The sequence below is a fragment of the Gilvimarinus algae genome (assembly GCF_030518215.1).
In the GTDB taxonomy this organism is placed as follows: domain Bacteria; phylum Pseudomonadota; class Gammaproteobacteria; order Pseudomonadales; family Cellvibrionaceae; genus Gilvimarinus; species Gilvimarinus algae.
Map to the genome: position 1 here is coordinate 240508 of NZ_JAULRT010000062.1, position 20515 is coordinate 261022.

The 20515-nt window shown below is 56.4% G+C and carries 22 protein-coding genes; 15 read left to right on the forward strand and 7 right to left on the reverse strand.

The genetic code is table 11. The annotated features are described in order from the left end of the window. The first annotated feature begins 17 nt into the window (after positions 1–17). From QWI16_RS15775 to QWI16_RS15800, 6 genes are all read left to right on the forward strand, one after another. Positions 18–470, forward strand: a complete 453-nt coding sequence (locus QWI16_RS15775) for a response regulator (RefSeq protein ID WP_302714562.1) — start codon at positions 18–20, stop codon at positions 468–470. 243 nt (positions 471–713) lie between these two features. Beyond that, on the forward strand, positions 714–2867 hold the full coding sequence (locus QWI16_RS15780; protein ID WP_302714563.1) for a TonB-dependent siderophore receptor: 2154 nt from the start codon (positions 714–716) through the stop codon (positions 2865–2867). A 57-nt stretch (positions 2868–2924) separates the two neighbouring features. Beyond that, positions 2925–5075, forward strand: coding sequence for a DNA helicase RecQ (recQ, locus tag QWI16_RS15785; RefSeq protein WP_302714564.1), 2151 nt, complete (start codon positions 2925–2927; stop codon positions 5073–5075). Between the two features lie 3 nt (positions 5076–5078). Then, positions 5079–5735, forward strand: a complete 657-nt coding sequence (locus tag QWI16_RS15790; RefSeq protein ID WP_302714565.1) for an HAD family hydrolase — start codon at positions 5079–5081, stop codon at positions 5733–5735. Continuing rightward, positions 5732–6148, forward strand: coding sequence for an NUDIX domain-containing protein (locus QWI16_RS15795; RefSeq protein ID WP_302714566.1), 417 nt, complete (start codon positions 5732–5734; stop codon positions 6146–6148). The genes QWI16_RS15790 and QWI16_RS15795 overlap by 4 nt, the downstream gene beginning before the upstream one ends. Then, entirely contained in the window at positions 6145–6441 is a 297-nt protein-coding gene (locus QWI16_RS15800; RefSeq protein ID WP_302714567.1) for an SET domain-containing protein, read from the forward strand. The genes QWI16_RS15795 and QWI16_RS15800 overlap by 4 nt, the downstream gene beginning before the upstream one ends. A gap of 34 nt (positions 6442–6475) precedes the next feature. Here QWI16_RS15800 and QWI16_RS15805 read toward each other — a convergent pair whose 3' ends face one another. Continuing rightward, positions 6476–7135 carry a peroxiredoxin gene (locus QWI16_RS15805; protein ID WP_302714568.1) on the reverse strand — a complete coding sequence of 220 codons (660 nt, stop codon included), beginning with the start codon at positions 7133–7135 and terminating at the stop codon, positions 6476–6478. Positions 7136–7324: 189 nt separating this feature from the next. Between QWI16_RS15805 and QWI16_RS15810 the strand changes: the two genes are divergently transcribed. From QWI16_RS15810 to QWI16_RS15840, 7 genes are all read left to right on the forward strand, one after another. Further along, on the forward strand, positions 7325–7849 hold the full coding sequence (locus QWI16_RS15810; protein ID WP_302714569.1) for a disulfide bond formation protein B: 525 nt from the start codon (positions 7325–7327) through the stop codon (positions 7847–7849). A 41-nt stretch (positions 7850–7890) separates the two neighbouring features. After that, positions 7891–8352, forward strand: coding sequence for a protease complex subunit PrcB family protein (locus tag QWI16_RS15815; RefSeq protein ID WP_302714570.1), 462 nt, complete (start codon positions 7891–7893; stop codon positions 8350–8352). A gap of 385 nt (positions 8353–8737) precedes the next feature. Further along, positions 8738–9634, forward strand: coding sequence for a LysR family transcriptional regulator (locus QWI16_RS15820; protein WP_302714571.1), 897 nt, complete (start codon positions 8738–8740; stop codon positions 9632–9634). Between the two features lie 67 nt (positions 9635–9701). After that, positions 9702–10745 (forward strand): alpha/beta hydrolase, encoded by a 1044-nt coding sequence (locus QWI16_RS15825; protein WP_302714572.1) that lies wholly within the window; start codon positions 9702–9704, stop codon positions 10743–10745. Between the two features lie 217 nt (positions 10746–10962). Continuing rightward, positions 10963–11589, forward strand: a complete 627-nt coding sequence (locus tag QWI16_RS15830) for a methylamine utilization protein (protein WP_302714573.1) — start codon at positions 10963–10965, stop codon at positions 11587–11589. Beyond that, the gene (locus tag QWI16_RS15835; RefSeq protein WP_302714574.1) at positions 11579–12823 is read left to right on the forward strand and encodes a hypothetical protein; all 1245 of its coding nucleotides are present in this window, start codon (positions 11579–11581) and stop codon (positions 12821–12823) included. The genes QWI16_RS15830 and QWI16_RS15835 overlap by 11 nt, the downstream gene beginning before the upstream one ends. Before the next feature lie 409 nt (positions 12824–13232). Next, positions 13233–13598 carry a PA4575 family protein gene (locus QWI16_RS15840; protein ID WP_302714576.1) on the forward strand — a complete coding sequence of 122 codons (366 nt, stop codon included), beginning with the start codon at positions 13233–13235 and terminating at the stop codon, positions 13596–13598. A gap of 105 nt (positions 13599–13703) precedes the next feature. Here the strand turns inward: QWI16_RS15840 and QWI16_RS15845 are convergent, their stop codons facing one another. From QWI16_RS15845 to QWI16_RS15860, 4 genes are read right to left on the reverse strand one after another with little or no spacing between them, the layout of a single operon-like run. Next, positions 13704–15434, reverse strand: a complete 1731-nt coding sequence (locus QWI16_RS15845; RefSeq protein ID WP_302714578.1) for a flotillin family protein — start codon at positions 15432–15434, stop codon at positions 13704–13706. A gap of 30 nt (positions 15435–15464) precedes the next feature. Beyond that, positions 15465–16118: a YqiJ family protein gene (locus QWI16_RS15850; protein WP_302714580.1), complete on the reverse strand. Its 654-nt coding sequence runs from the start codon at positions 16116–16118 to the stop codon at positions 15465–15467. Continuing rightward, positions 16119–16784 (reverse strand): PspA/IM30 family protein, encoded by a 666-nt coding sequence (locus tag QWI16_RS15855; protein WP_302714581.1) that lies wholly within the window; start codon positions 16782–16784, stop codon positions 16119–16121. It abuts the gene before it with no gap. Positions 16785–16795: 11 nt separating this feature from the next. Beyond that, a complete protein-coding gene (locus QWI16_RS15860) occupies positions 16796–17311 on the reverse strand; it encodes a hypothetical protein (RefSeq protein WP_302714582.1) in 516 nt (171 codons plus the stop codon). A gap of 262 nt (positions 17312–17573) precedes the next feature. Here QWI16_RS15860 and QWI16_RS15865 point away from each other — a divergent pair, with 262 nt between their 5' ends. Then, positions 17574–18236, forward strand: coding sequence for an OmpA family protein (locus QWI16_RS15865; protein ID WP_302714584.1), 663 nt, complete (start codon positions 17574–17576; stop codon positions 18234–18236). Between the two features lie 53 nt (positions 18237–18289). Here QWI16_RS15865 and QWI16_RS15870 read toward each other — a convergent pair whose 3' ends face one another. Next, positions 18290–18736: a DUF2780 domain-containing protein gene (locus tag QWI16_RS15870; protein ID WP_302714585.1), complete on the reverse strand. Its 447-nt coding sequence runs from the start codon at positions 18734–18736 to the stop codon at positions 18290–18292. Between the two features lie 191 nt (positions 18737–18927). Between QWI16_RS15870 and pbpG the strand changes: the two genes are divergently transcribed. Continuing rightward, positions 18928–19896, forward strand: coding sequence for a D-alanyl-D-alanine endopeptidase (gene pbpG / locus QWI16_RS15875; RefSeq protein WP_302714586.1), 969 nt, complete (start codon positions 18928–18930; stop codon positions 19894–19896). A 62-nt stretch (positions 19897–19958) separates the two neighbouring features. Here pbpG and QWI16_RS15880 read toward each other — a convergent pair whose 3' ends face one another. After that, on the reverse strand, positions 19959–20513 hold the full coding sequence (locus QWI16_RS15880) for a methyltransferase family protein (RefSeq protein WP_302714587.1): 555 nt from the start codon (positions 20511–20513) through the stop codon (positions 19959–19961). Positions 20514–20515 lie beyond the last annotated feature (2 nt).

The window sequence follows — 20515 nt, forward strand, 5'->3', positions numbered from 1 at the left end:
ATAAAAAGGAGTTTAGAATGCCCGAAAAATCCTACACGGTCTGGATGGTCGATGACGACATCGACGATGTCTTTCTGGCGAAATCGGCTGCTAAGCAATTAGAGAGCCGGGTGGATTTGGTCAGCCTGTATTCCGGTAAGGAGCTGTTGGAGGCCATAGAAGCGACTCAGTCTTCCGAGCTGCCGGATCTGGTCTTGCTGGATTTGAATATGCCAGGCATTAGCGGTCAGGAGGTGCTGGCAAGGCGCTACCAATCATCTGGTAAATTAACCTTGGTGCCTTTCGTTGTTCTGTCTACCTCGGACAGTGGCGCTGAGGTCGTCAACTGTTACGAGTCCGGTGCCAGCGGTTATGTAGTCAAGCCTTCGGAATTTACTGACTTTGTCGTCGTGCTGTCCCGCATATTTGATTTTTGGTTGCTTACTAACACCAGTACGCGGCGCGCTCATCAGTCTGCGTCGAACGATTAGCCCACCGCTACACTCTGGCCCGCGGTTGTGCCTTCGCGGGTCTGTGGCCTGCCCCTTGATCCAGACGTTCTGCGCGCCATCCCTCCATTTCGGCCATTTCTGCTTTTATCCCCCCCCTGTATCGATTCAGCGAGAGAGTTCGGATAGGTTACGCGCACGCACTCAGCTCACGCGCTATTGAAAATTTAAATGTTAATAGTTATCATTTATTATCTTTCGATAACGCTGTTCCTTGGGGGGACTATGACTGTTTTTAGACACCCTCTGGCCGCTGCCATTTTGGCTGTGGTCAGTTGTTCCGCGCCTTTTGTTTACGCTGCTGATACCGCTGAGAATGACAATGAGGCTTTGCCAACCATTAACGTGCGCGGCGTGGCCGACAGCTCAGATGCCTATACCGTGGGATCGGCAAGCACGGCCACCGGCCTTGGATTGTCCGCCCGTGAAACACCCCAGTCTATGACGGTAGTCACCCGCCAGATGATCGAGGACATGAATTTAGAGTCCCTCACCGATGTGGTCAACTCGGTTACCGGTGTCTCCGCCAGAGAGCTCGATAGCTCGCGTCAAAGCTTTTCGGCGCGCGGCTTTAGTATAGATAACGTCCAGATCGACGGTGTGCCCATGACCTACTCTTCAGGCTGGAGCGCGGGGGAAACTCAGTCGAGCACCGTCATTTACGATCGGGTAGAGGTGGTGCGCGGTGCCACCGGCCTGATGACCGGTGCCGGTAACCCTTCAGCGGCTATTAACCTGGTTCGCAAGCACGCGGTGGACAAAGAACTGACGGGTAAAACGTCTCTGCGCCTTGGCCGTTGGAACAGCGTGCAGGGTGAGCTGGATGTGACTACACCGCTCAATCGCTCAGGCAGTGTGCGCGCCCGAGTGGCAGCCAGTTACAAAGAGGCCGACTCCTACATCGATTGGCGCGAAGAAAAAACCGGTGTTTTCTACGGCATTGTCGATGCCGATCTCACCGACTCTACCCGCTTGAGCGTCGGCGCCAGTTATCAGGACAACGAGCCCACGGCGTCCAGTTGGGGCGGTTTACCCGTTTGGTATTCTGATGGCACCCGCACCGACTGGCCGCGCAGTAAAAATATCGGCACCAAGTGGACCAGCTGGGCCTCCACCAACACCACGTACTTTGCCCATCTGTTGCACCAGTTCGATAACCAGTGGATTGCCGAGCTTCGCTACGATCACAATGAAAACGACGGCAAGCTTAACTTGCTCTATACCTCGGGCACTGTCGACAAAGAAACCGGCCTGGGCTTGAGCCCGTCTATTAGCCGCTACGATAACACCCGCGAGCAGGACAATATGACGCTGCGCGTGAACGGGCCTTTGTCGCTGTTTGGGCGCGAGCATGAGCTGGGCGCGGGTGTGGTGCGCACCGATCAGAACTTTGTCGCCAATCGCTACAATCGCGGCGAGCAGGCCGACATCGGCAACTTCTTCGAGTGGGACGGCAACTACCCCCAGCCCCAGTGGCTGGGCAGCTACGAGTACGACAAACGCGACACTGTGGAAACCGCCGCCTATGTGGTCAGCCGCTGGTCGCTGGCCGATCCACTCAAGCTGATTCTGGGCGCGCGTTACAGTGACTGGGACGCTGAGGGTTTTGACTGGCGCGGGCCCTATGAGTACGGCAACGACAATGTGATCACACCCTACGCTGGCTTGGTGTACGATTTTGCTGAGCACTACACGGCCTACGTCAGTTACACTGAGATTTTCAACCCGCAAAACAGCAAAGACGCCAATGGTGATCTGCTCGACCCGGTTGAAGGCGCCAACTACGAGGCCGGTATCAAGGCCGAATTTTACGATGGCCAACTGAACCTGGCGGCGGCTGTTTTCCGTATCGAGCAGGACAACGTCGCTCAGGCCGATGGCGACAACCTGGTGCCCGGCACTGACGATCAGGCATATTACGGCGCCCAGGGGGTGGTCAGCGATGGTTACGAACTGGAAGCCAGCGGCGAGTTGGCACCGGGCTGGAGTCTGAGCGTTGGTTGGTCCTCTTTTACGGCGGAAGACGCCGACGGCAACCCCGTCAACACCAACCAGCCGCGCAAGTTGCTGAACCTTTTTACCAAGTACGAGCTGGATGCCTGGGTGAACGGCTTGTCCATCGGCGCCGGGGTAAACTGGGAAGACGAAAACTACACCGATGCTACCAATCCGGTAACCGGCGATGCCGAGCGCCTGACGCAGGAGGCCTTCACCTTGGTTCGGCTGATGGCCAACTACGAGTTTTCAGATCAACTGTCGGTACAGTTCAATATCAACAATGCGCTGGATGAAACCTACTACAGCCAGATTGGTTTCTACAGTCAGCTGGCCTATGGCGCGCCGCGCGATTACGAGCTGTCATTGAACTACCGTTTCTAATTCATCCTTCTTCGGGGCAAGGGACTTGCCCCGCCTTTTCCTGCTACACTTGCACGGATGAATCAAGCAGCTCTTACCACCCTCAATAACACCTTTGGCTATGATGCCTTTCGCGGGCAACAAGCCGAGATCATCGACACAGTCATTGCCGGTAAAGACGCCCTGGTGCTTATGCCCACCGGGGGCGGCAAGTCCTTGTGCTATCAGATTCCAGCGCTGGTGTGCGATGGGGTGGCAGTCGTGGTCTCGCCGCTTATTGCCCTGATGCAAGACCAGGTGGACGCCCTGGCTCAGCTGGGTATCAGCGCCGCCTATCTAAACTCCAGTCTGGCTTTTGATGAAGTCCGCGCCGTCGAACAGGGGCTGCGCCAGGGCGAGATTAAAATGCTCTACATCGCCCCAGAGCGATTGATTCAGGCGCGCACCCTGGAGATGTTGCACCAGCTGAATATCTCGCTGTTCGCCATTGACGAGGCGCACTGCGTGTCCCAGTGGGGGCACGACTTTCGCTCGGATTACCTGCAACTGAGTTTGCTGCACCAGCAGTTTCCCAAGGTGCCACGCATTGCGCTCACCGCCACGGCGGATGATCGCACCCGCGCCGAAATTATCACCCGCCTGCAGCTTGAGCAGGCGGCGCAGTTTGTCAGCGGGTTTGACCGTCCGAACATTCAGTACCGCATAGAGCAAAAAAACAACGCCCGGCAGCAACTGCTGCGTTTTCTCCACAATGAACACCCGCAAGATGCCGGTATTGTCTATTGCCTGTCGCGTCGCAAGGTTGAAGAAACCGCTAACTGGCTCGTCACTCAGGGATTTACCGCCCTGGCCTATCACGCCGGCCTGCCGGCGGCGACCCGCCAGCAACATCAAGAGCGTTTTTTGCGCGAAGAGGGCGTGATCATTGTTGCGACCATTGCCTTTGGAATGGGCATCGACAAACCCGACGTACGTTTCGTCGCGCACCTGGACCTGCCCAAAAGCATAGAGTCCTACTATCAGGAAACCGGGCGCGCCGGGCGCGACGGCAATCCCGCCACCGCTTGGATGGCCTACGGTGTGCAAGATGTGATTAAGCTCAAGCAGATGCTCAGCCAATCCCAGGGCTCGGATGAGCACAAGCGGGTTGAGCATCACAAGCTCGATGCCATGCTCGGATTGTGTGAAATCACCAGTTGCCGGCGCCAGGCGCTTTTGTCGTATTTTGGCGAGCGCGAACACGCCCCGTGCAACAATTGCGATACCTGCCTGACTCCGCCAGTGACTTACGAAGGCACAGTGGTAGCGCAAAAAGCGCTCAGCTGTTGTTATCGCACGGGCCAGCGCTTTGGGGTAAATCATTTAATTGATGTGCTCTTGGGCAAGGCCACGGACAAGGTGACGCAGTTTGGTCACGATAAACTCAGCACCTTTGCCATTGGTCAGGAGCTGGATGTGAACCAGTGGCGCTCGGTGTTTCGCCAGTTGGTTTCCCGCGGCCTGATGCAGGTGGATGTGGCCGGTTTTGGTGGTTTGATGCTGACGGAAAAATGCCGTGCGCTGCTCAAGGGCGAAGACACCATCGAACTGCGACGCGACACCAAAGTCAGCGCCGAGCGCAAATCCTCCCGCACCAGCGCTGGTGGCTCGCTCACCGGGCCCGATAAAGCCCTGTGGGAGAGTCTGCGCCAGTTGCGCAAACGCCTGGCCGATGAGCAGGCTATACCGCCTTATATGATCTTCCATGATGCCACTTTAATGGAAATGGTCAGCCATCAACCTGTCAGCGTAGAGGCGTTGTCGCGAATCTCCGGCGTCGGTGCCAGCAAGCTCGAGCACTATGGCGAGGCTTTTGCCGAGGCTATTGACGCCCATGTGCAGAGCCTCAGTGAATACCAGGGCAGTGCCGAAAACGTCAGGGCCACAGAGCACGAAACCTTTGCGCTGTTTAAAGCCGGTATGAGCGTGGAGGCTATTGCTCGTCAGCGGGATCTGACCGATACCACCGTCTACACGCACTTAGCGGGCCTGATTGAGCAGGGCCAACTGGACGTCGCCGAGGTGGTGGAGCTGCCCGAGCAAGAGCTAGACGCCATTATTGATGTCATGCTCGCGCACGATGACGAGCCTTTCAAGCTTAAGCCAGTGTTTGATGCGCTTGACGGCGCTTACAATTACGGCGTGCTGCGCTGCGTTCGGGCTGTACTAGTGCGTGAAATGGGCGAGTAACTCGTGCGGACGGTGTTGTTTGATCTGGATGGAACCCTGCACGATAAAGCGGCCAGCCTGCAAGCCTGTGCGGTTGATATGCACACTCGCTTCACACCTTCTCTCGCGCGCGAGAGATTCATCGCCCGTTTTGTCGAAGAAAATGGCGTTATCCAACCCAAGGAAGAGGTGTTTGCACGCTTGGCCTGCGCGTTTGATTTACCGGCCGGTTTGGCAGAGCAGATGCGCCAGGACTTCGATAGGAACTTCGCTCGGTTCTGCCGTGGCTACCCGCAGGTTAAGCCGGTGCTCAGCGGCTTAAAAGAGCGAGGCTACCGCTTGGGAGTGGTGACCAATGGGCGGGATTCTTTCCAGCGCAGCAAAATTGCGTCGCTCGGCATTGAACCCTACTTTGACGTAATTCTTACCTCCGGTGAGCTGGGCATTAAAAAACCAGACCCGCGCATTTTCCGCGCCGCCCTGAGCGCGCTTCAAGCCGAGCCCGCGGATACGGTCTTCTGTGGTGATAGCCTGGAAGCCGACATGATACCGGCCAATGCTCTGGGTATGACCACCTTCTGGAAAACCGAGAGGGTTGAACCACTGCCTGCCTCGGTGGATTTGCAGTTTTCCCATTTCAGCGAGTTTTTACCGCTAATCGATAAGCGACCCCCTCCATGATCGATAAAGTTCACAAAGCCTGTCCGGTGGTCTTGCGTCGCCGGCCTCACCTTGAAATCATGGTCTTCCGCCATCCGCTGGCGGGTATTCAGTTGGTCAAAGGCGGTGTGGAGGTTGGAGAGTCCGTGGCGGCTGCCTGCGAGCGGGAGTTGCTGGAAGAGTCCGGTCTTGTGGCGTGGGCGACAAAATCGCTAGGTACTTTGCCGTTGGGTGAGCCGGCGAGCGTCTGGGAATTTTATCAAATGACCTTGGAGGCCGATCAGTTGCCGGAGCGGTGGTCGTTTGATACCGAAGATGGTGGTGGACTGCGGTTTGACTTTTTCTGGCACCGACTGGATCAACCGGAGAGCGCTGATTGGCATTCAATGTTTTCTGCAGCGCTGGCGCATATACGGGAAAGAGTAAGCCAATGAAAAAGACGTTAAAAGTGAAAGACAGCGGTATTCACGGCAAAGGCTTGTTTGCGACCGAAGCGATTAAGAAAGGCACGCTACTCGGTGTTTGCAAAACCCGTAAAACCGTGCGCGATAGTGCCTATGTGCTGCATACCGATAAAGGACCGGTGGAGGTCACCTGTCGGCTCAAATACATCAATCACAGCAGTCAACCCAACGTGGCCTACTACGATGATTTATCGGTAGAGGCACTGCGCACTATCAAACCCGGAGAAGAGCTGACTCACCACTATGGCGAGGAATGGGAGTAGAGAGACTGCGGCGGGGCCCGGCCCCGCCGCTCATCTACTTCGGTTGCTTTGCTGTGCGCAGGTAGGGTTTGATGATATTAAAGCCCTCCGGGAATTTCTTCCTGGCGTCTTCGTCGCTCACGCTGGGTGGGATAATAATGTCATCCCCGGGTTGCCAGTTCACCGGTGTCGCCACAGTGTGCTTGCCGGTCAGTTGTATGGAATCGAGCAGGCGCAGGATCTCGTTGAAGTTGCGGCCACTGGTCATGGGGTAAATCAACTGCGCTTTGATCTTTTTATCCGGGCCAATCAAAAATACGGCGCGCACGGTGGCATTATCGGCGGCGCTGCGCCCACCCGCATCGCCGGCCTCGTCGGCGGGCAGCATGTCGTAGAGCTTGGCGACGTTTAAATCGGTATCGCCGATCATGGGGTAGTTGGGGTAGGTGCCTTGGGTTTCCTCAATGTCTTTGGCCCACTTGCTGTGGTTATCCACCGGGTCCACCGACAGGCCGATAATCTTGGTATTGCGCTTATCAAACTCCGGCTTAAGCTTGGCCATATAGCCGAGCTCGGTGGTGCACACCGGGGTGAAGTCTTTGGGGTGAGAAAACAAAATCGCCCAGCTATCGCCGATCCATTGATGAAAATCGATTTCACCTTCTGTGGTTTGTGCGGTAAAGTTCGGGGCGGTACTGCCAATACGCAGTGACATAATCGGAGCCTCCTTGAAAGGGGTGTTCACAAGTAATCGGCTCCATCCTAACCAATCATAGGGGCAGGGCAAAATGACATTTAGCGATAAGCTCATGTCCTCGTGAGCTATAAATGCGCTGGCGCCATCGCTCTAAACTTTTCAGCGCCCAGCGGGTCATAGCAGATTATCTTTAAGGTAGAAAAAATCATGGGTAAATACGTAGGGCGTCTTTTGCAAGCGGCCGGTTGTCGCTACTTCTGGTGGTTCGTAGCGGGACTGATGCTGGCACTGGAAGGAGGCGCACTCTATTTTCAGCATGTACTGCACTATTATCCCTGCGAGCTGTGCATTTATGTGCGTGTGTGGGTGGCGGCGATTTTTATATTATCCCTGCTGGCACTTGGGCTAAAGCGCTGGTTTTGGGGGCAAGTGCTTGTCAGCTTGGTTGGCCTAGGCTTAAGCATTGGGTTGGCGTTGGAAACCTGGGGACTGATACAGGTCGAGTATGGGATCGGCAGTGGAGGCGCCTGTGGTTTTAAGGCCAATTTTCCCGAGTGGGCACCTTTGGATACCTGGATGCCCTGGATGTTCGAGGTGCAGGACTTATGTCAGGCAACCCCGGAATTTTTCTGGGGCGTATCTATGACCCACGGGTTGATTGTGACAAGTGCGGGATTGATAGCACTTTTTTTGTGTGCTGTGATGGGAGCAATTTTTCGGCGAGGCGCATAATTTAGTCTGCGGCTTACCTAGTGATTACAAGGGAGTGAGTCATGTACAGACCAATCGGTGTACTCAGTGTAATAAGCCTGCTGGCGGCCTGCGGTGGATCGGATTCTCACCAAAGCGTGGATTTTGAACCCATTGACTGCCCTGGAGTGTCGTCCCATTCGGCGTATGAGGATGAAGTGACAGAAGTGTTTGACACGTCCCACGCCTTTCGCGAATGGTACCTGGCCACCAATTTGAATGAGCAGGTGACCACGCCCGAGGTGGATTTTGATCAGCGGCAGGTGATCGCTATTAACACCGGGTTCAAGCCCTCTCTAAGTTATTCCGTGCAAATCAGTCGTATCGAAGACGAGGGGGATCACTTGATGGTGCACTATGTGGACACCGGGCCGCTCTCCTGTGCTGCGGATGCAGCCATCTCCTATCCCTATTGTGTTGTCGTAATCGACAAGACCGCAAAAGCCGTGCGTTTTGAAGGCGAGGTAGTGGACGGTTGCGATTGAGCACAGAATGAGAGTGCCCTCCATCGATCTCTCACCCTGTTGCCGGGGTAAAGCGGCGCGCTCTCGCCATTGTCTGGCCGCGCTCGCCGTATTTGTAGGGCAGGCAGCACCTCGTTCCCTTGGCGCGTTTTCAATCTGCCGTCGGGGTTGATCCATAGCCCTTCGCGGGAATGCGCTCGTTGGCTTGGCGCCCGTCCGCAACCGTTCTTTATCGCCTTGCAATAGTCCTCCTGAGCGAATTTCAGTTCGCGCGCCGCGCCAATGCGCGCAAAGCCTAAGTTGTGTGTCGCCGCCATCAATGCCTCCCATGTCAGGTGGCCGCAGTCTAAGCCCTGTTAACCATGACTAATAATGGTATTATTTTGTTTTTATATGAGACTGGCTCATGAATAAAATCCTCGAGCGACATCATCTGGATATACTCAGGGCGATTGAGAGAGAGGGCACCCTTACCCGGGCGGCGGATAAGCTTCACCTCACCCAGTCGGCCCTGAGTCATTCGGTCAAAAAGCTTGAGCAGCGTCTGGGCACTTCTTTATGGGAGAAGGAAGGGCGTCAGCTGCGCCTGAGCGCGGCTGGCCGCTATCTTCTGGGGCTGGCCAACCGTCTTTTACCGCAGTTCGAGCATGCCGAGGCGGTGGTGGCTCAGATAGCCGCTGGCGAACGGGGTACTTTACGCATAGGTATGGAATGCCACCCCTGCTACCAGTGGATGCTAAAGATAGTGGGCCCTTACCTACAGGCTTGGCCCAGAGTCGATGTGGACGTCAAACAGCAGTTTCAATTTGGCGGTATGGCCGCGCTTTTTGGCCACGATATCGATCTGCTGGTCACCCCCGACCCCCTGCACAAGCCGGGAGTGGTTTTTACCCCGGTGTTTGATTACGAGCAGGTATTGGTTGTGAAGGCCGATCACCCGCTGGCCCAAAAGCCATTTGTTGAGCCACAGGATCTTATCGATGAGCTGCTCATTTCCTACCCCGTACCCATTGAGCGGCTGGATATTTACAGCTGTTTTCTGATGCCCGCGGGCGTCGCGCCGCGGCGGCACAAGACCATTGAAACGACGGATATTCTTTTGCACACCGTGGCCGCCGGGCGAGGAGTTGCGGCGCTGCCGCGCTGGCTGGTGGCTGAATACGCCGAGCGTTTGCCCCTTGTGGCCTTGCGCCTCGGTGCTCAAGGTGTCGCCAAGCAAATTCACCTGGGGGTGCGCGAAGCCGACAGGCACACCGACTTTGTTGCGGCCTTTGTCGAGACGGCGGGTCAGGTAAAGTGGTGAAAAGGCGCTGGCCCAGAAGGCCGGGCAACTTTAAGGTAAAGAAAAAACAGCAATAAGAGGTGTTCCCGTGTTTCAAACTCTCTACCAAGCAATTCTCCGCCGGATCCCGGCACTTGCCCTGATGCTGGCACTTCCCCTGGCAGCGTTTGCCCACCCCGGTCACTACACCGTTACCAAGCACGATAATGTGCCCTGGGTGGTGGCCGACGGCAAAAACCTGACCCTGGATATCTATTCGCCGAAAACCGACGATACCAAGCGCCCGGTGGTGGTGATTTACCACGGCGGCGGTTGGCTGATCAACAACGAAAGCGTTATGGACGCCATGAGCCAGTACCTGGCCGAGGAGGGCGGTTACGTGGTGGCCAACATGAACTACCGCCTGCTGCCGGACAACGACAACACCACCACCATGAACGAGATCGTCGAGGATGTGTTTGGCGGCTTGCTCTGGGTGAAGGCACATATCGCTGAGTATGGCGGCGATCCGTCGCGCATTGCCGTGACCGGTGACAGCGCAGGAGGTCACTTGACGTCCATGATTTTGACCCGCGGGAGGGCGCTCGAGTCCGATGGGTTTGGCGGCGAGAGCCTGGGCTTTACCCCAAGCTGGTTGCCCGAGGGTAAAACCGCCGAGCAGGTCGCCGCAGAGGATGGCCTGGCGGTGCAGGCGGCCGTCGTCAGCTACGGCGCTTTTGATATGCTCGCCGCGGCGCGTGGCGGGTTTGAATCGCCACAGAATATGTTCTGGCAATTTGCCCAGACCGACGCGCGCGGTATATTTGGCAGTGATATCAATCCGCAGGATCACCCGCTTTACTACCAGGCGGTTTCGCCCGTTTACCACATTCCGCAAAACAGTGAGTACCCACTGCCGCCGCAACTGCACCATGTCGGTAGCGAAGACACCACCACGCCGCCAGAGGCGGTGGCCGCCTATGTGGACAAACTCAAAGCAGCGGGCCAGCCAGCGACCCTTAAAATCTATGAGGGCAAGAACCACGCTTATATGGATACCGGCTGCCTGGAAGTATTTGGCAGCTGCTTTGACACTCACGCCGTGCCCGTGCTGGAAAAGGACATACTGCCGTTTCTCGAGGCGAATTTGTGATCACGGGGCCCGGCTTTGGGTCGGGCCCAGAAACTGAGCTCCGCCGCGTTTATGCGGTCCTGCATCTGCGGCGAAGGACGGGGTATAACCGCGCATGAACCTAGCGACGGTAGCTGCCTGTGTTAAAGTTGTCGTCAAAGCGTGTTAGCAGCCTACTGGGATGGGACCCGATACAAACACCCACGTGGGCACTACATCGGATTAAGGTGGGGTAACCATGGGGCGATGGACACTTGGAGCCAGCTTGGGGGTGTTACTGGCGCAGAGCGCTTGGGCTTTACAAGTCACGGTAATGGACGCCGAGGGCGAGCCGCTGGAAGACGCTGTGGTGTGGGTCAGCGGCACGCCAGTGGCGGCTGGGCTCAGTACCACTGAATTCATTATGGATCAAAAAGATCGCGAGTTTGTGCCCCATGTGCTGCCGGTGCCCCTTGGCAGCCGGGTCGCCTTTCCCAACTCCGACTCGATCATGCACCATGTGTACTCTTTCTCTCCGGTCAAGACGTTCGAAATCAAACTCTATAAAGAGACACCGCGCGAGCCCTTGTTGTTCGACAAGCCCGGCGTTGTGGAAGTCGGATGCAATATTCACGACTGGATGCTCGGCTATATTATTGTGGTGGACGGCGGTGTTTACGCGCAGACCAACGCCGAGGGCGTAGCGCAGTTGCGCGCACCCGCGCAGGCGACATCGGTGAGTGTCTGGCACTCGCGCTTTGCGCGTATCGGCCAGGTGGAAAACCACGAACTGGCAGCGGCCCACGCCGATACCGAAGTTGTGATTCGCCAGCCACTCAAACCACCGCTGCAAGACTATGGTGTGGACGAGTTTGATGCCTACTAACCCCCAAAAAACCTTAGCCTTATGGCTCGTGCTGGTTGTCGTTTGCGCGTTGCCGAAACTGAGCTTGGCCGCCCAGTTTAAGGGCTTGGTGCAACTGCGTTACACCGACTCGGAAAACCCGGATTCCTGGCTCTACCGTGGCTCAGGACTCTATCGTTACAGCGAGCAACACAACGGCCTCACGCTGGGCTCCTCGGTGCTGAGTCTACGCCAGGAGCTCGGCTCTGCATTCTCAGCGCACGCGGTTGTCCAGGCCCATCGCGATGAAAATATCGAACTCGGCTTTACCGAAGCTTACGTGCGCTACAAACCGCTTTTGCCTAGCGGCTATGAATGGCAGTTGCAAGTGGGTGGGTTTTATCCGGCTCTCTCTTTGGAAAACCCGGATATTGGCTGGACATCGCCCTACCTGTACACCAACTCCGCTATCAATAGCTGGGTGGGCGAAGAGCTGCGCACCTTTGGCGCCGAGTTGACTCTGGGCCGCCCCGGCCGACGCTTCAACAGTCCGCATTCGCTTGAGCTGGTGGGTGCGGTGTACAAAGCCAATGATCCGGCCGGCAGTTTGCTCGCCTGGCGCGGCTTTGCCATTCACGATCGGCAGTCGTTATTTAACGAGCGCATTCCCTTCGCCGATAACCCGGCCTTTGACACGCCCCAGCTGCGCTGGCAGGCCAACGATGTCTTGCCGTTTAGCGAGGTGGATGGCCGCTTTGGTTACTATCTGGGCGGCCACTGGGATTACTACAAACGCTCGCAGTTGCGGCTGTACTACTACGATAACAATGGTGATCCGGCCTCTTTAAATGAACAGAGCGGACAGTACGCCTGGGATACCCGATTTTGGTCGTTGTCCTGGCTGTTTAAGCTGACCGACAATACCCGCTTAATCACCCAAGCGATTCAAGGCTCGACGGCGATGGGTGATACTCGCGGCGTGAACAACGATTACCGCGCATGGTTTTTGTTGCTAAGCCATAGTCTGGGCGCACACCGCATCAGCGCGCGCTACGACGATTTTGAAGTCATCGATAACGACCACTGGGCCTTTGATCCGAACAACAGCCACGGCGAGAGCCTGGCCGTTGCCTGGCGCTACCGCCTGGATAAACACTGGCAGGTGGGGGCAGAGGTCTCGCGAGTGGACAGCTATGTGGAAAACCGTCAGCTGTGGTGGGAGGCGGAAAACGCCAGCCAGACCCAATGGCAAGTGAATTTTCAGTACCGCTTTTAAAAATCTATCGACGCGAGAACGGCATCAAACCAATTGCACTATCAGTTATATCGTTCACTATCGCAGCACAGCGAGGGTGACAATAAAATCGATCAGTACGCTCGCTTTTGTTGCCAGGTTTCAGCGGCACAGGGAAGTGCCGCCGCCGGGCTTGCCCCGGACGCGAGTCCTCGCTGAGCCAGATATTCCGCGCAATATCGCAGTGCAGCGAGGGTGACAATAAAACCGATCAGTACGCTCGCTTTTGTTGCCAGGTTTCAGCGGCACAGGGAAGTGCCGCCGCCGGGCTTGCCCCGGACGCGAGTCCTCGCTAAGCCAGATATTCCGTGCAATATCGCAGTGCAGCGAGGGTGACAATAAAATCGATCAGGACGATCGCTTTTATTGCCAGATAAATAGGAGGTTTCTTTTGACCGACACCACAACCATTCCCGATTCTGCCGAGCCTTTGGTGCTCGAGAAAAACGACTGGCGTGTAGAGATTCACCTGCGCCGCGATGAAGATGAAATCGCCACGCTTCTCGCCTACGCCGGGCGTGAGCACACCCCTGAGCGTGCCATGCATCAGGGCCCCTTTCAGCGTATTGATCAGGCCATAGGCGCGCGGCGCGCCATTGTCGGCGCCATGCTGGCAGATGGCTATCGGTTGCTTGAGGAGGAGTTACCCATTTGGACCTTGAATGCACAGCGCGACATTAACAGTATCCGCGAGCGCAAAGAGCTAAGCAGTGCCAGCTATAAATTTGATCCGAAAGACGTATTTCTGGATTGGTAATTGGAAAGCCGGTACGCCGAGCATTTCGAGCTCGGCGTACCTCGACTCATGAGCCGAAGAGGTCGTGAGTCGGGGGCTTGCTTAGGCGCTTTTTGCTGCTAGCGCTTAAACGGTTTCGAGATCCTCATCGTCGGCCTGCGTTTTTTGCTGTTGGCTTTGGTCTTTCTTGTCTGCATTTGTGAGAGTGGCGCTGTCATCGGCAGATTGCTCTGTTTCGCCAGCCGCCTTCTGATCAAACAGTTTGCCGTCGATGATCGCCCGCGGGTCCATATTTTCCAGGCCGATCTCTTTCAAAATGGAATCGAGCAGCGGCACATTAGCGCGATGCTTGAGCATGGCATTGACCAGTTGGTCGGAGAGGTTGCCACCGCCTGCGCTGGCGTTTGAACCACCGTCACTAAAGCCAGGGGCGCCGTTGATGTCGAAAATCTTGATGCTGTCGATTTTTTCGGCGGGTTTCATGGCTTGCTCCATGATCTTCGGCAGCTGGGCGATCATCTCCATGCGCTCTGCGAAGGAAATCTGATCCAAGCTCAAAAGGTTTTTCGCCTCGTTGAGCTGGCGGGCTCCATCGGCTTCGGCCTCGGCTTTCACACGTATCGCACCGGCCTCGGCGTCAGCGGTGACGCGCACGGCTTCTGCCTCGTCGTTGGCGGCCGATTTACGCGCTTCTGCTTCCACGGTAATGCCAATGGCTTCGCGCTCGGCAGCCTCTTTCGCCTTGATCACGACAATGTGCTTCTCACGCTCGGCGCGTGCTGTTTCACGCACGGTGGTCACGTTTTCCTCTTTGGCCACGGCCTGCGCTCTGGCGTCGTCGGCTTCGGCAGCTGCGCGGGACTCTTCCTTGGATTTTTCGGCAATGGCGATTTTCTCGTCCTGGCTGGCCAGTTCGAGACGCTTGCGCTTCTCAATGTCGCGATTCTGGGTTTCTTCCTGCATGGCGATGCGGGCAAGCTCCACAGAGCGACTGGAGGCAATGTCGGCCTCTTCGGCTTCGCGGCGGCGCTCGGCGGCGACGCGGGCAATATCAGATTGTTGGCTTGCCCGGCGGTTTTCAATCTCCTGAGCTTGGTCCAGGCGGGCGAACTCCTCGTCCTGCTGAATGGCCAGTTGGCGCTTTGCCGCCTCGGTGGATTTGGACTGAATCTGCACCATGGTTTCCTGCTCGATATCATTGCGGATCTTGCGGCGTGATTCCAGTTGCTCTGTCAATTTGGTCAGACCTTCGGCGTCAAAGGCATTCTCTGCGTTAAAGTATTCCTTGGCGGTTTGATCCAGCCCGGTCAAAGAAACTGACTCCAGCTCCAAGCCGTTTTTGAATAAATCCTCGGCGCAGCTGGTCTGGACTTCCTGAACAAACGAGACACGAGATTCGTGCAGCTCCTCCATGGTCATGCCTGCAGCCACTGAGCGCAAAACATCCACGAACTTACCTTCAACCAGGGCCTTTAGCTCTTCAGGACGCTGGGTGCGTCCGCCAAGGGTTTGTGCGGCTGTGGCGATGGATTCGTTATTGGGCTTCACCCGCACATAAAACTCGGCGGTGACATCCACCCGCAGCCTGTCTTTGGTGATCAGTGCCTGGTCATTCGAGCGGCGCACCTCAAGGCGCAGCGTGTTCATATTGACGTAAATAATTTCGTGCAGCACCGGTAACACAATGGCGCCGCCGTCTTTAATAATTTTCTCGCCGCCAAAACCGGTTCGAACAAACGCCCGCTCTTTGTTGGCTCTGGTATAGAGTCTGGCGAAAATCATACCGATAATCATCAGGCCGACAAAAGAGACGCCGGCAACGATGAGAATAAATGTTAGGTTACTTGCCTGTTCCATTTGAATGTTCCTTTTTAACGGGGGAGAGCTTTAATCTTGCGCTGCGGCTATGGCCACAAAGGTATTTTCCGAGCGCCTGACCAGAAGTAAGGGTTTGCCTGGGGTAAAAGGGCCGTGGCCTTGTTCGGCTTGCAGCAGAATGTAGTGCGTGGTGCCGTGCTGATCGGTGACCCGTGCCTCGGCAGAGCGCTCGCTACTGGCCTCGCCCAAGGTGATAAAGGCCTGGCGCCCAATCAGGCTTTCCAGCGAGACCGAGGTACTTTCGTCTTTTGGCAGAATCGCTTCAAGTATCCTGGCAACGCCTCGGGTCACAGGTAACGATGCTATCAAAGCTGCGGGCACGGACAACCACAGCGGTAGCATCCAGCCGAGTAGGCTTGCGCTCAACAAGTTCATAGCAAGCCCGCAGCAGCCAAAGGCGATCAACAGTGCGATCAAAATCATCAGCAGTGGAATCTTGCCGACGCGTAACCAGCCGAGCAAGCGCGACAGTGCATTGTTGGAGCCGGCTTCTGCGACATCAAACTCGGGGTTGACGTCGTAATCGGGTATCAGCGAATCCAACATATTGCCGAAGCCGACGCCCATCAGTGTTCCCAGACCTTCGAACAAGCCGATGATTAACATAAGGGCGATGGCAACGGCAAACGGCAGGTTGGCGTCAGCCAGAATAAAATCCAGCATTTAACTTTCCTGCTTCAGCGCAGCCAGACGCTCGGCGACACGATTTTTTCGGTGAAGCTCTTCAAGCTCTGCGCGTGCAGCGTCATCACTGCCTGAGCCGCTTCCGGGCACGCCCGTGACGGAGCTTTTCACCCGCGACACAGCGTCGCTGGCTCTTTCAACCTTTCGATCCACTGACAAACTGCCGCTTTCCGTATTGCCGCCGGTTTTTCCAGCGTCAGCCGCTTTGCGCTCGCGAATGATCTGAAGGTCTTTCTCCATTTCTTCGCGCTTGGAGCGCAGCCCGGATAAATAGCGCGCGAGTTCCTGTTCCTCTTCTTGGGTCGAGGCGATCAGCGTTTCGATAATTGGGATGCGATCCTCTACACCCACCAGCTCCGAGGCGCCGGCCTCGGCCAAATCTTCGCGCTCATTTTTCAGGGCTGTTTGAATCTGGGCTTTGAGTTCTTCGGCACGGTTGTTCAGTGTTGAGAGCTCGAGATTGGCGTTGTGGCGATTGGCTTGCTTGCGGCCAATTTCCGCACGTACCTCGTCAATCGCGCTGTCTATTTCTTCAATGGCTTGGCGGGCAACGATGTCGGGGGCGGCATTTTCAGCGGCATCGACAATGGAGGTAAAGGTGCCTCCAACCAGGCGGGCCACGCGGCCCAAGAGGGATTCGCTCATAGTGTGTCTCCTTACTCTTTGTGGTTTATATCGTTATGCACCACCTGGCAGAGCCGGCCAAGGGGTTTTACGGTATCCGTGTCCAGCGAATCGGCCCGATAGAGGGCGCTATCGCGAGCAATATACGATTGAAGCACTTCATCAAGCAACCGCATTACATGCCGCGCGATGTCTGCTTCAAGTTTGATCAGTGTCGGCGCCGTTTGTTTGCTATCGGCTGGTAGCGCGTACAGCAGCGTCGCCAGGAGCTCCGGTGCCCAGTCGAGGGTACGCCTGAGCAGTTGCGAGTGCATGCCCGCTTGGTTCTCGGAGATTTTTAGGTTTTGCTGGGCAGGGCCGAGAATACCCTCGGCGGTATCCAGTGCGGTGACAAAATCCCCCCCGGCTTGCATCTGGCGCTGCTTTTCCTGAATCAACGCGCGTATTTTATCGCTGGCGGTGGTGGCACCAGGTAACTTCAGCGAGGCCAGAAACGTCTGTTCCTGTTCGCTCAAGCGAATGGTTGTGGGGTGAGATTTAAACGCCATAATGGTTATTCCTTTATCCCTATGGTTTGAGATTAGCTTTGTAGTCGTTTGTAGTCAAGTGTATTTGTGGGAAAATGGCTGCGATGAAGGAACAAATTACAAATCATTGGTAACCCTTGCCCCACAAAAGCCGCAATTGTGGTGCTTGTCGGCCTGATTTCGGATGTGTATCACAGTTTAAAGGCGATTGTTCGCGATTGGTCACACTGGCACGTCTCTCGCACTCCACTGGCCAGTTATTAACGTCTAAGGGAGACACACTATGAAAAAGACATCGTCAATGGGTATGGCCGTGTACACGTTTGTTTCGGCGCTGACGCTTGCCGCTTGCAGCAGCACCGACACCGCGCAAACGGCGGAGCAAGACAGCAGCGATTATGAGCTGGTGAACATGCGCACCGAAAAAGATGTGCGCAATGTCAATGCCGCGCAGGGCGGCAATTATTCGGTGAAAAAAGACACCGACCAGCAGGCTAAGGCCGAGCCAGCCAAGCCGCGAGTGACACCGGTCGACGAGCAGGACAACTCGGCAATGGCAGAGGCGCAAAAGCATTTTCCGGTGAAGGAGTCCGTGCACTTTGCGTTTGATTCGGCGAAGTTGACGCCCTCGGCCAAAGTAAAACTGCTGGGGTTGATTGACGATGCCGAGGAGCACCAGGGCATCAGCTTGCAAGCTTCGGTGGACGGCTACGCCGATGCTACCGGCCCCGCCGCTTACAACGACACTCTCTCGCAAAAGCGTGCCCAAAGCGTGGTGCAGTATCTGAAGGAGCAGGGTGTGCAGGTGATGGAGTGGCAGGTAGAGGGTCACGGGGAAGATAACCCGGTGGCGAGTAACGACACCGAGAACGGCCGCGAAGAGAATCGTCGGGTCGAGGTGAACTTTGCCCAGGTTGGCGAGCGCGCCGAGTACAGCGCGCGCTAGCGAACCGGTTGGCTGGCTGCGGCGCCTTGAGAGGGGTCCGCAGCTTGGCTCGTTTAAGTGTTACCGCTCCACAAGCTAGAGAGTTTTCCGAGCAGTTCTTTTCCGCCGTTGTTGCCAATATAATCCATGATCACCGGGGTGAACTGACTGATCAGCGCCGGGTCCATCCCCAGCTTGCCAAACGCGGCTTTGACGCTGTCCATACTGCTAATCTGGTTGACCAGTTGTGAGGTGAGCCCGCCACCATTGGTGGGGACAATCTCCGACAACTTGGCGGCATTATCTTCGGATAAATTGTTGGCGGCCATGGCCAGCAGTGCGGAGGTGCCTCCCGCGGCTTGTTCGGTGCTGATGCCCAGTTGCTCGGTGAGCGAGTTCAGCAAACCCGCCGGCGCAGAGACCTGTGAGTCGCCCAGCTGTTTTTCTACATCGCCCAGATCCAGGGCCGCAGCATTCAGTGCCAGGGCGCATCCGAGCACAAGCAAAATCCACGTTTTCATAAGTGTTTCCTTAAAGGGAGGTTTCAAACTCTCAGTTTATACCAGCTTATCGACACCTGTGTGACGTGTATGGCAATTACCACATTCTGCGCGGAGCTGTGTGATTCGCCGCACGGCAGTGCTTAAGGTGTTGGAACTTTATGCGCCAAATCGTGTTACCCTGTGACCATAAGCAAAGAATTGGGTGATGCATGTTACGAGCTATCTTTATGGCCGCCGGGCTGGTACTGGCTTTGGGTATCCAGGCCTCTGAATCGGTGGCGCCAGACCCATCTGGCTTGCGCCTGGCCTCCGTTAGCGCCCTGGTCACAAAGCTGGATGCCGAGGCGCCGCTGTTCGATAAACGGGCCGATTGGGTGATGCCCATCGCCTCCATTACCAAGGTAATGACGGCGATGGTGGTGCTCGATTCGGGGGCCGATCTGGAGGAGAGGCTCACCGTGGAAAAGCGCCACTTCGCGGCAGCGGCCAATGCCTATTCGCGCATCCGCCCCGAGTCTATGGCCAAGCGCGGCGATTTGCTCCACATCTCGCTGATGTCCTCAGAGAACTACGCGGCCTATTTGCTTGCCAGGCATCACCCGCAAGGCTACGACGCCTTTATTCAGGCGATGAATGCCAAGGCTCGCGAGCTTGGCATGGAGAACACCCACTTTGTCGATTCCAGCGGTCTGTCGGATGCCAATGTCTCCACCGCCAGCGATCTTGCCAAGATGCTGAGCGCCGCCTACCGCTACCCGCAGATTCGCCAGGCAAGCACGGCCAGCAAGCACGACGTCTGGTTTACCCAGCCGGGCTACTCGCTCTATTACGCCAACACCAACCCACTGGTGCGCAGCTCCCGCTGGGACGTGTTATTGAGCAAAACCGGCTATCTCACTGACGCCGGCCGCTGCCTGGCGATGGTGGTCAATGTCGAGGGTGAACCCACCGCGATGGTGTTTCTGGATTCATTTGGCAAGCGCACACCGCTCGGGGATGCCGGCCGCACACGGCGTTGGTTGACCACCGGTGATGGCGGTAGCGTTGCGGGTGCTGCGGCCCGCTACGAGGCAGAAAAGGCCGGCCAGCTGGCGCAGCGCCAGCGCCCCGCCTCGGAAAACCCCATTGGCGGCCCTGCCGTGGGAACGTCTTTACAGGCCTCGGGCGCTTCGCAGTAGAGCCGCGTTGTGCTCGTTTAAGCTCCAGGCAAAACTAAAGCGCAAAAAATTTAACGCAAAAGCTAAAACATAAAAGGCACCAGCATTTTGCTCTGGTGCCGATACTGCTGGTAGGGCTCGCCGAAAAACGCCAGGTTTTCTTTTTCTTCTGTTCGCGCCGTAAGCCAGACAAAGCCCCAGGCCATTAGCCCCAAAAGCGCGGCGATGGCAGAAGGCTTTTGCAGGAAAAGGCCGGCGCCAAGCAGCAACAAAGACGAGTACATCGGGTGACGTACAAACCGGTAGATACCGCCGGTCACCAATACCTGAGTATTTTCAAAGGCGAAGTTTTCCGGCGCGTCGGTGCGCTCGGCCGTCCCCGCAGCGTGCAACTGCTTAAGTCCCGTCAGTACCACCGCCAGGGAGCAAAGCATACAGGCGCCAGAGGCAATGCCAAGCGGTGTCAGCAGTGCCAGTTCGGTTGGACGCAGGTTGATCAGCGCGAGTGCCAGTAAACACTCAAAGGCAAAAAAGCGATAGAAGCCGTGGCAGCTCGGGTTGATCAGTTGCCGGCGGCACAACCATACCAAGGGCGCACTCCCCGCTAAAAACAGTATCAAAAACAGCGTTGACATCATGG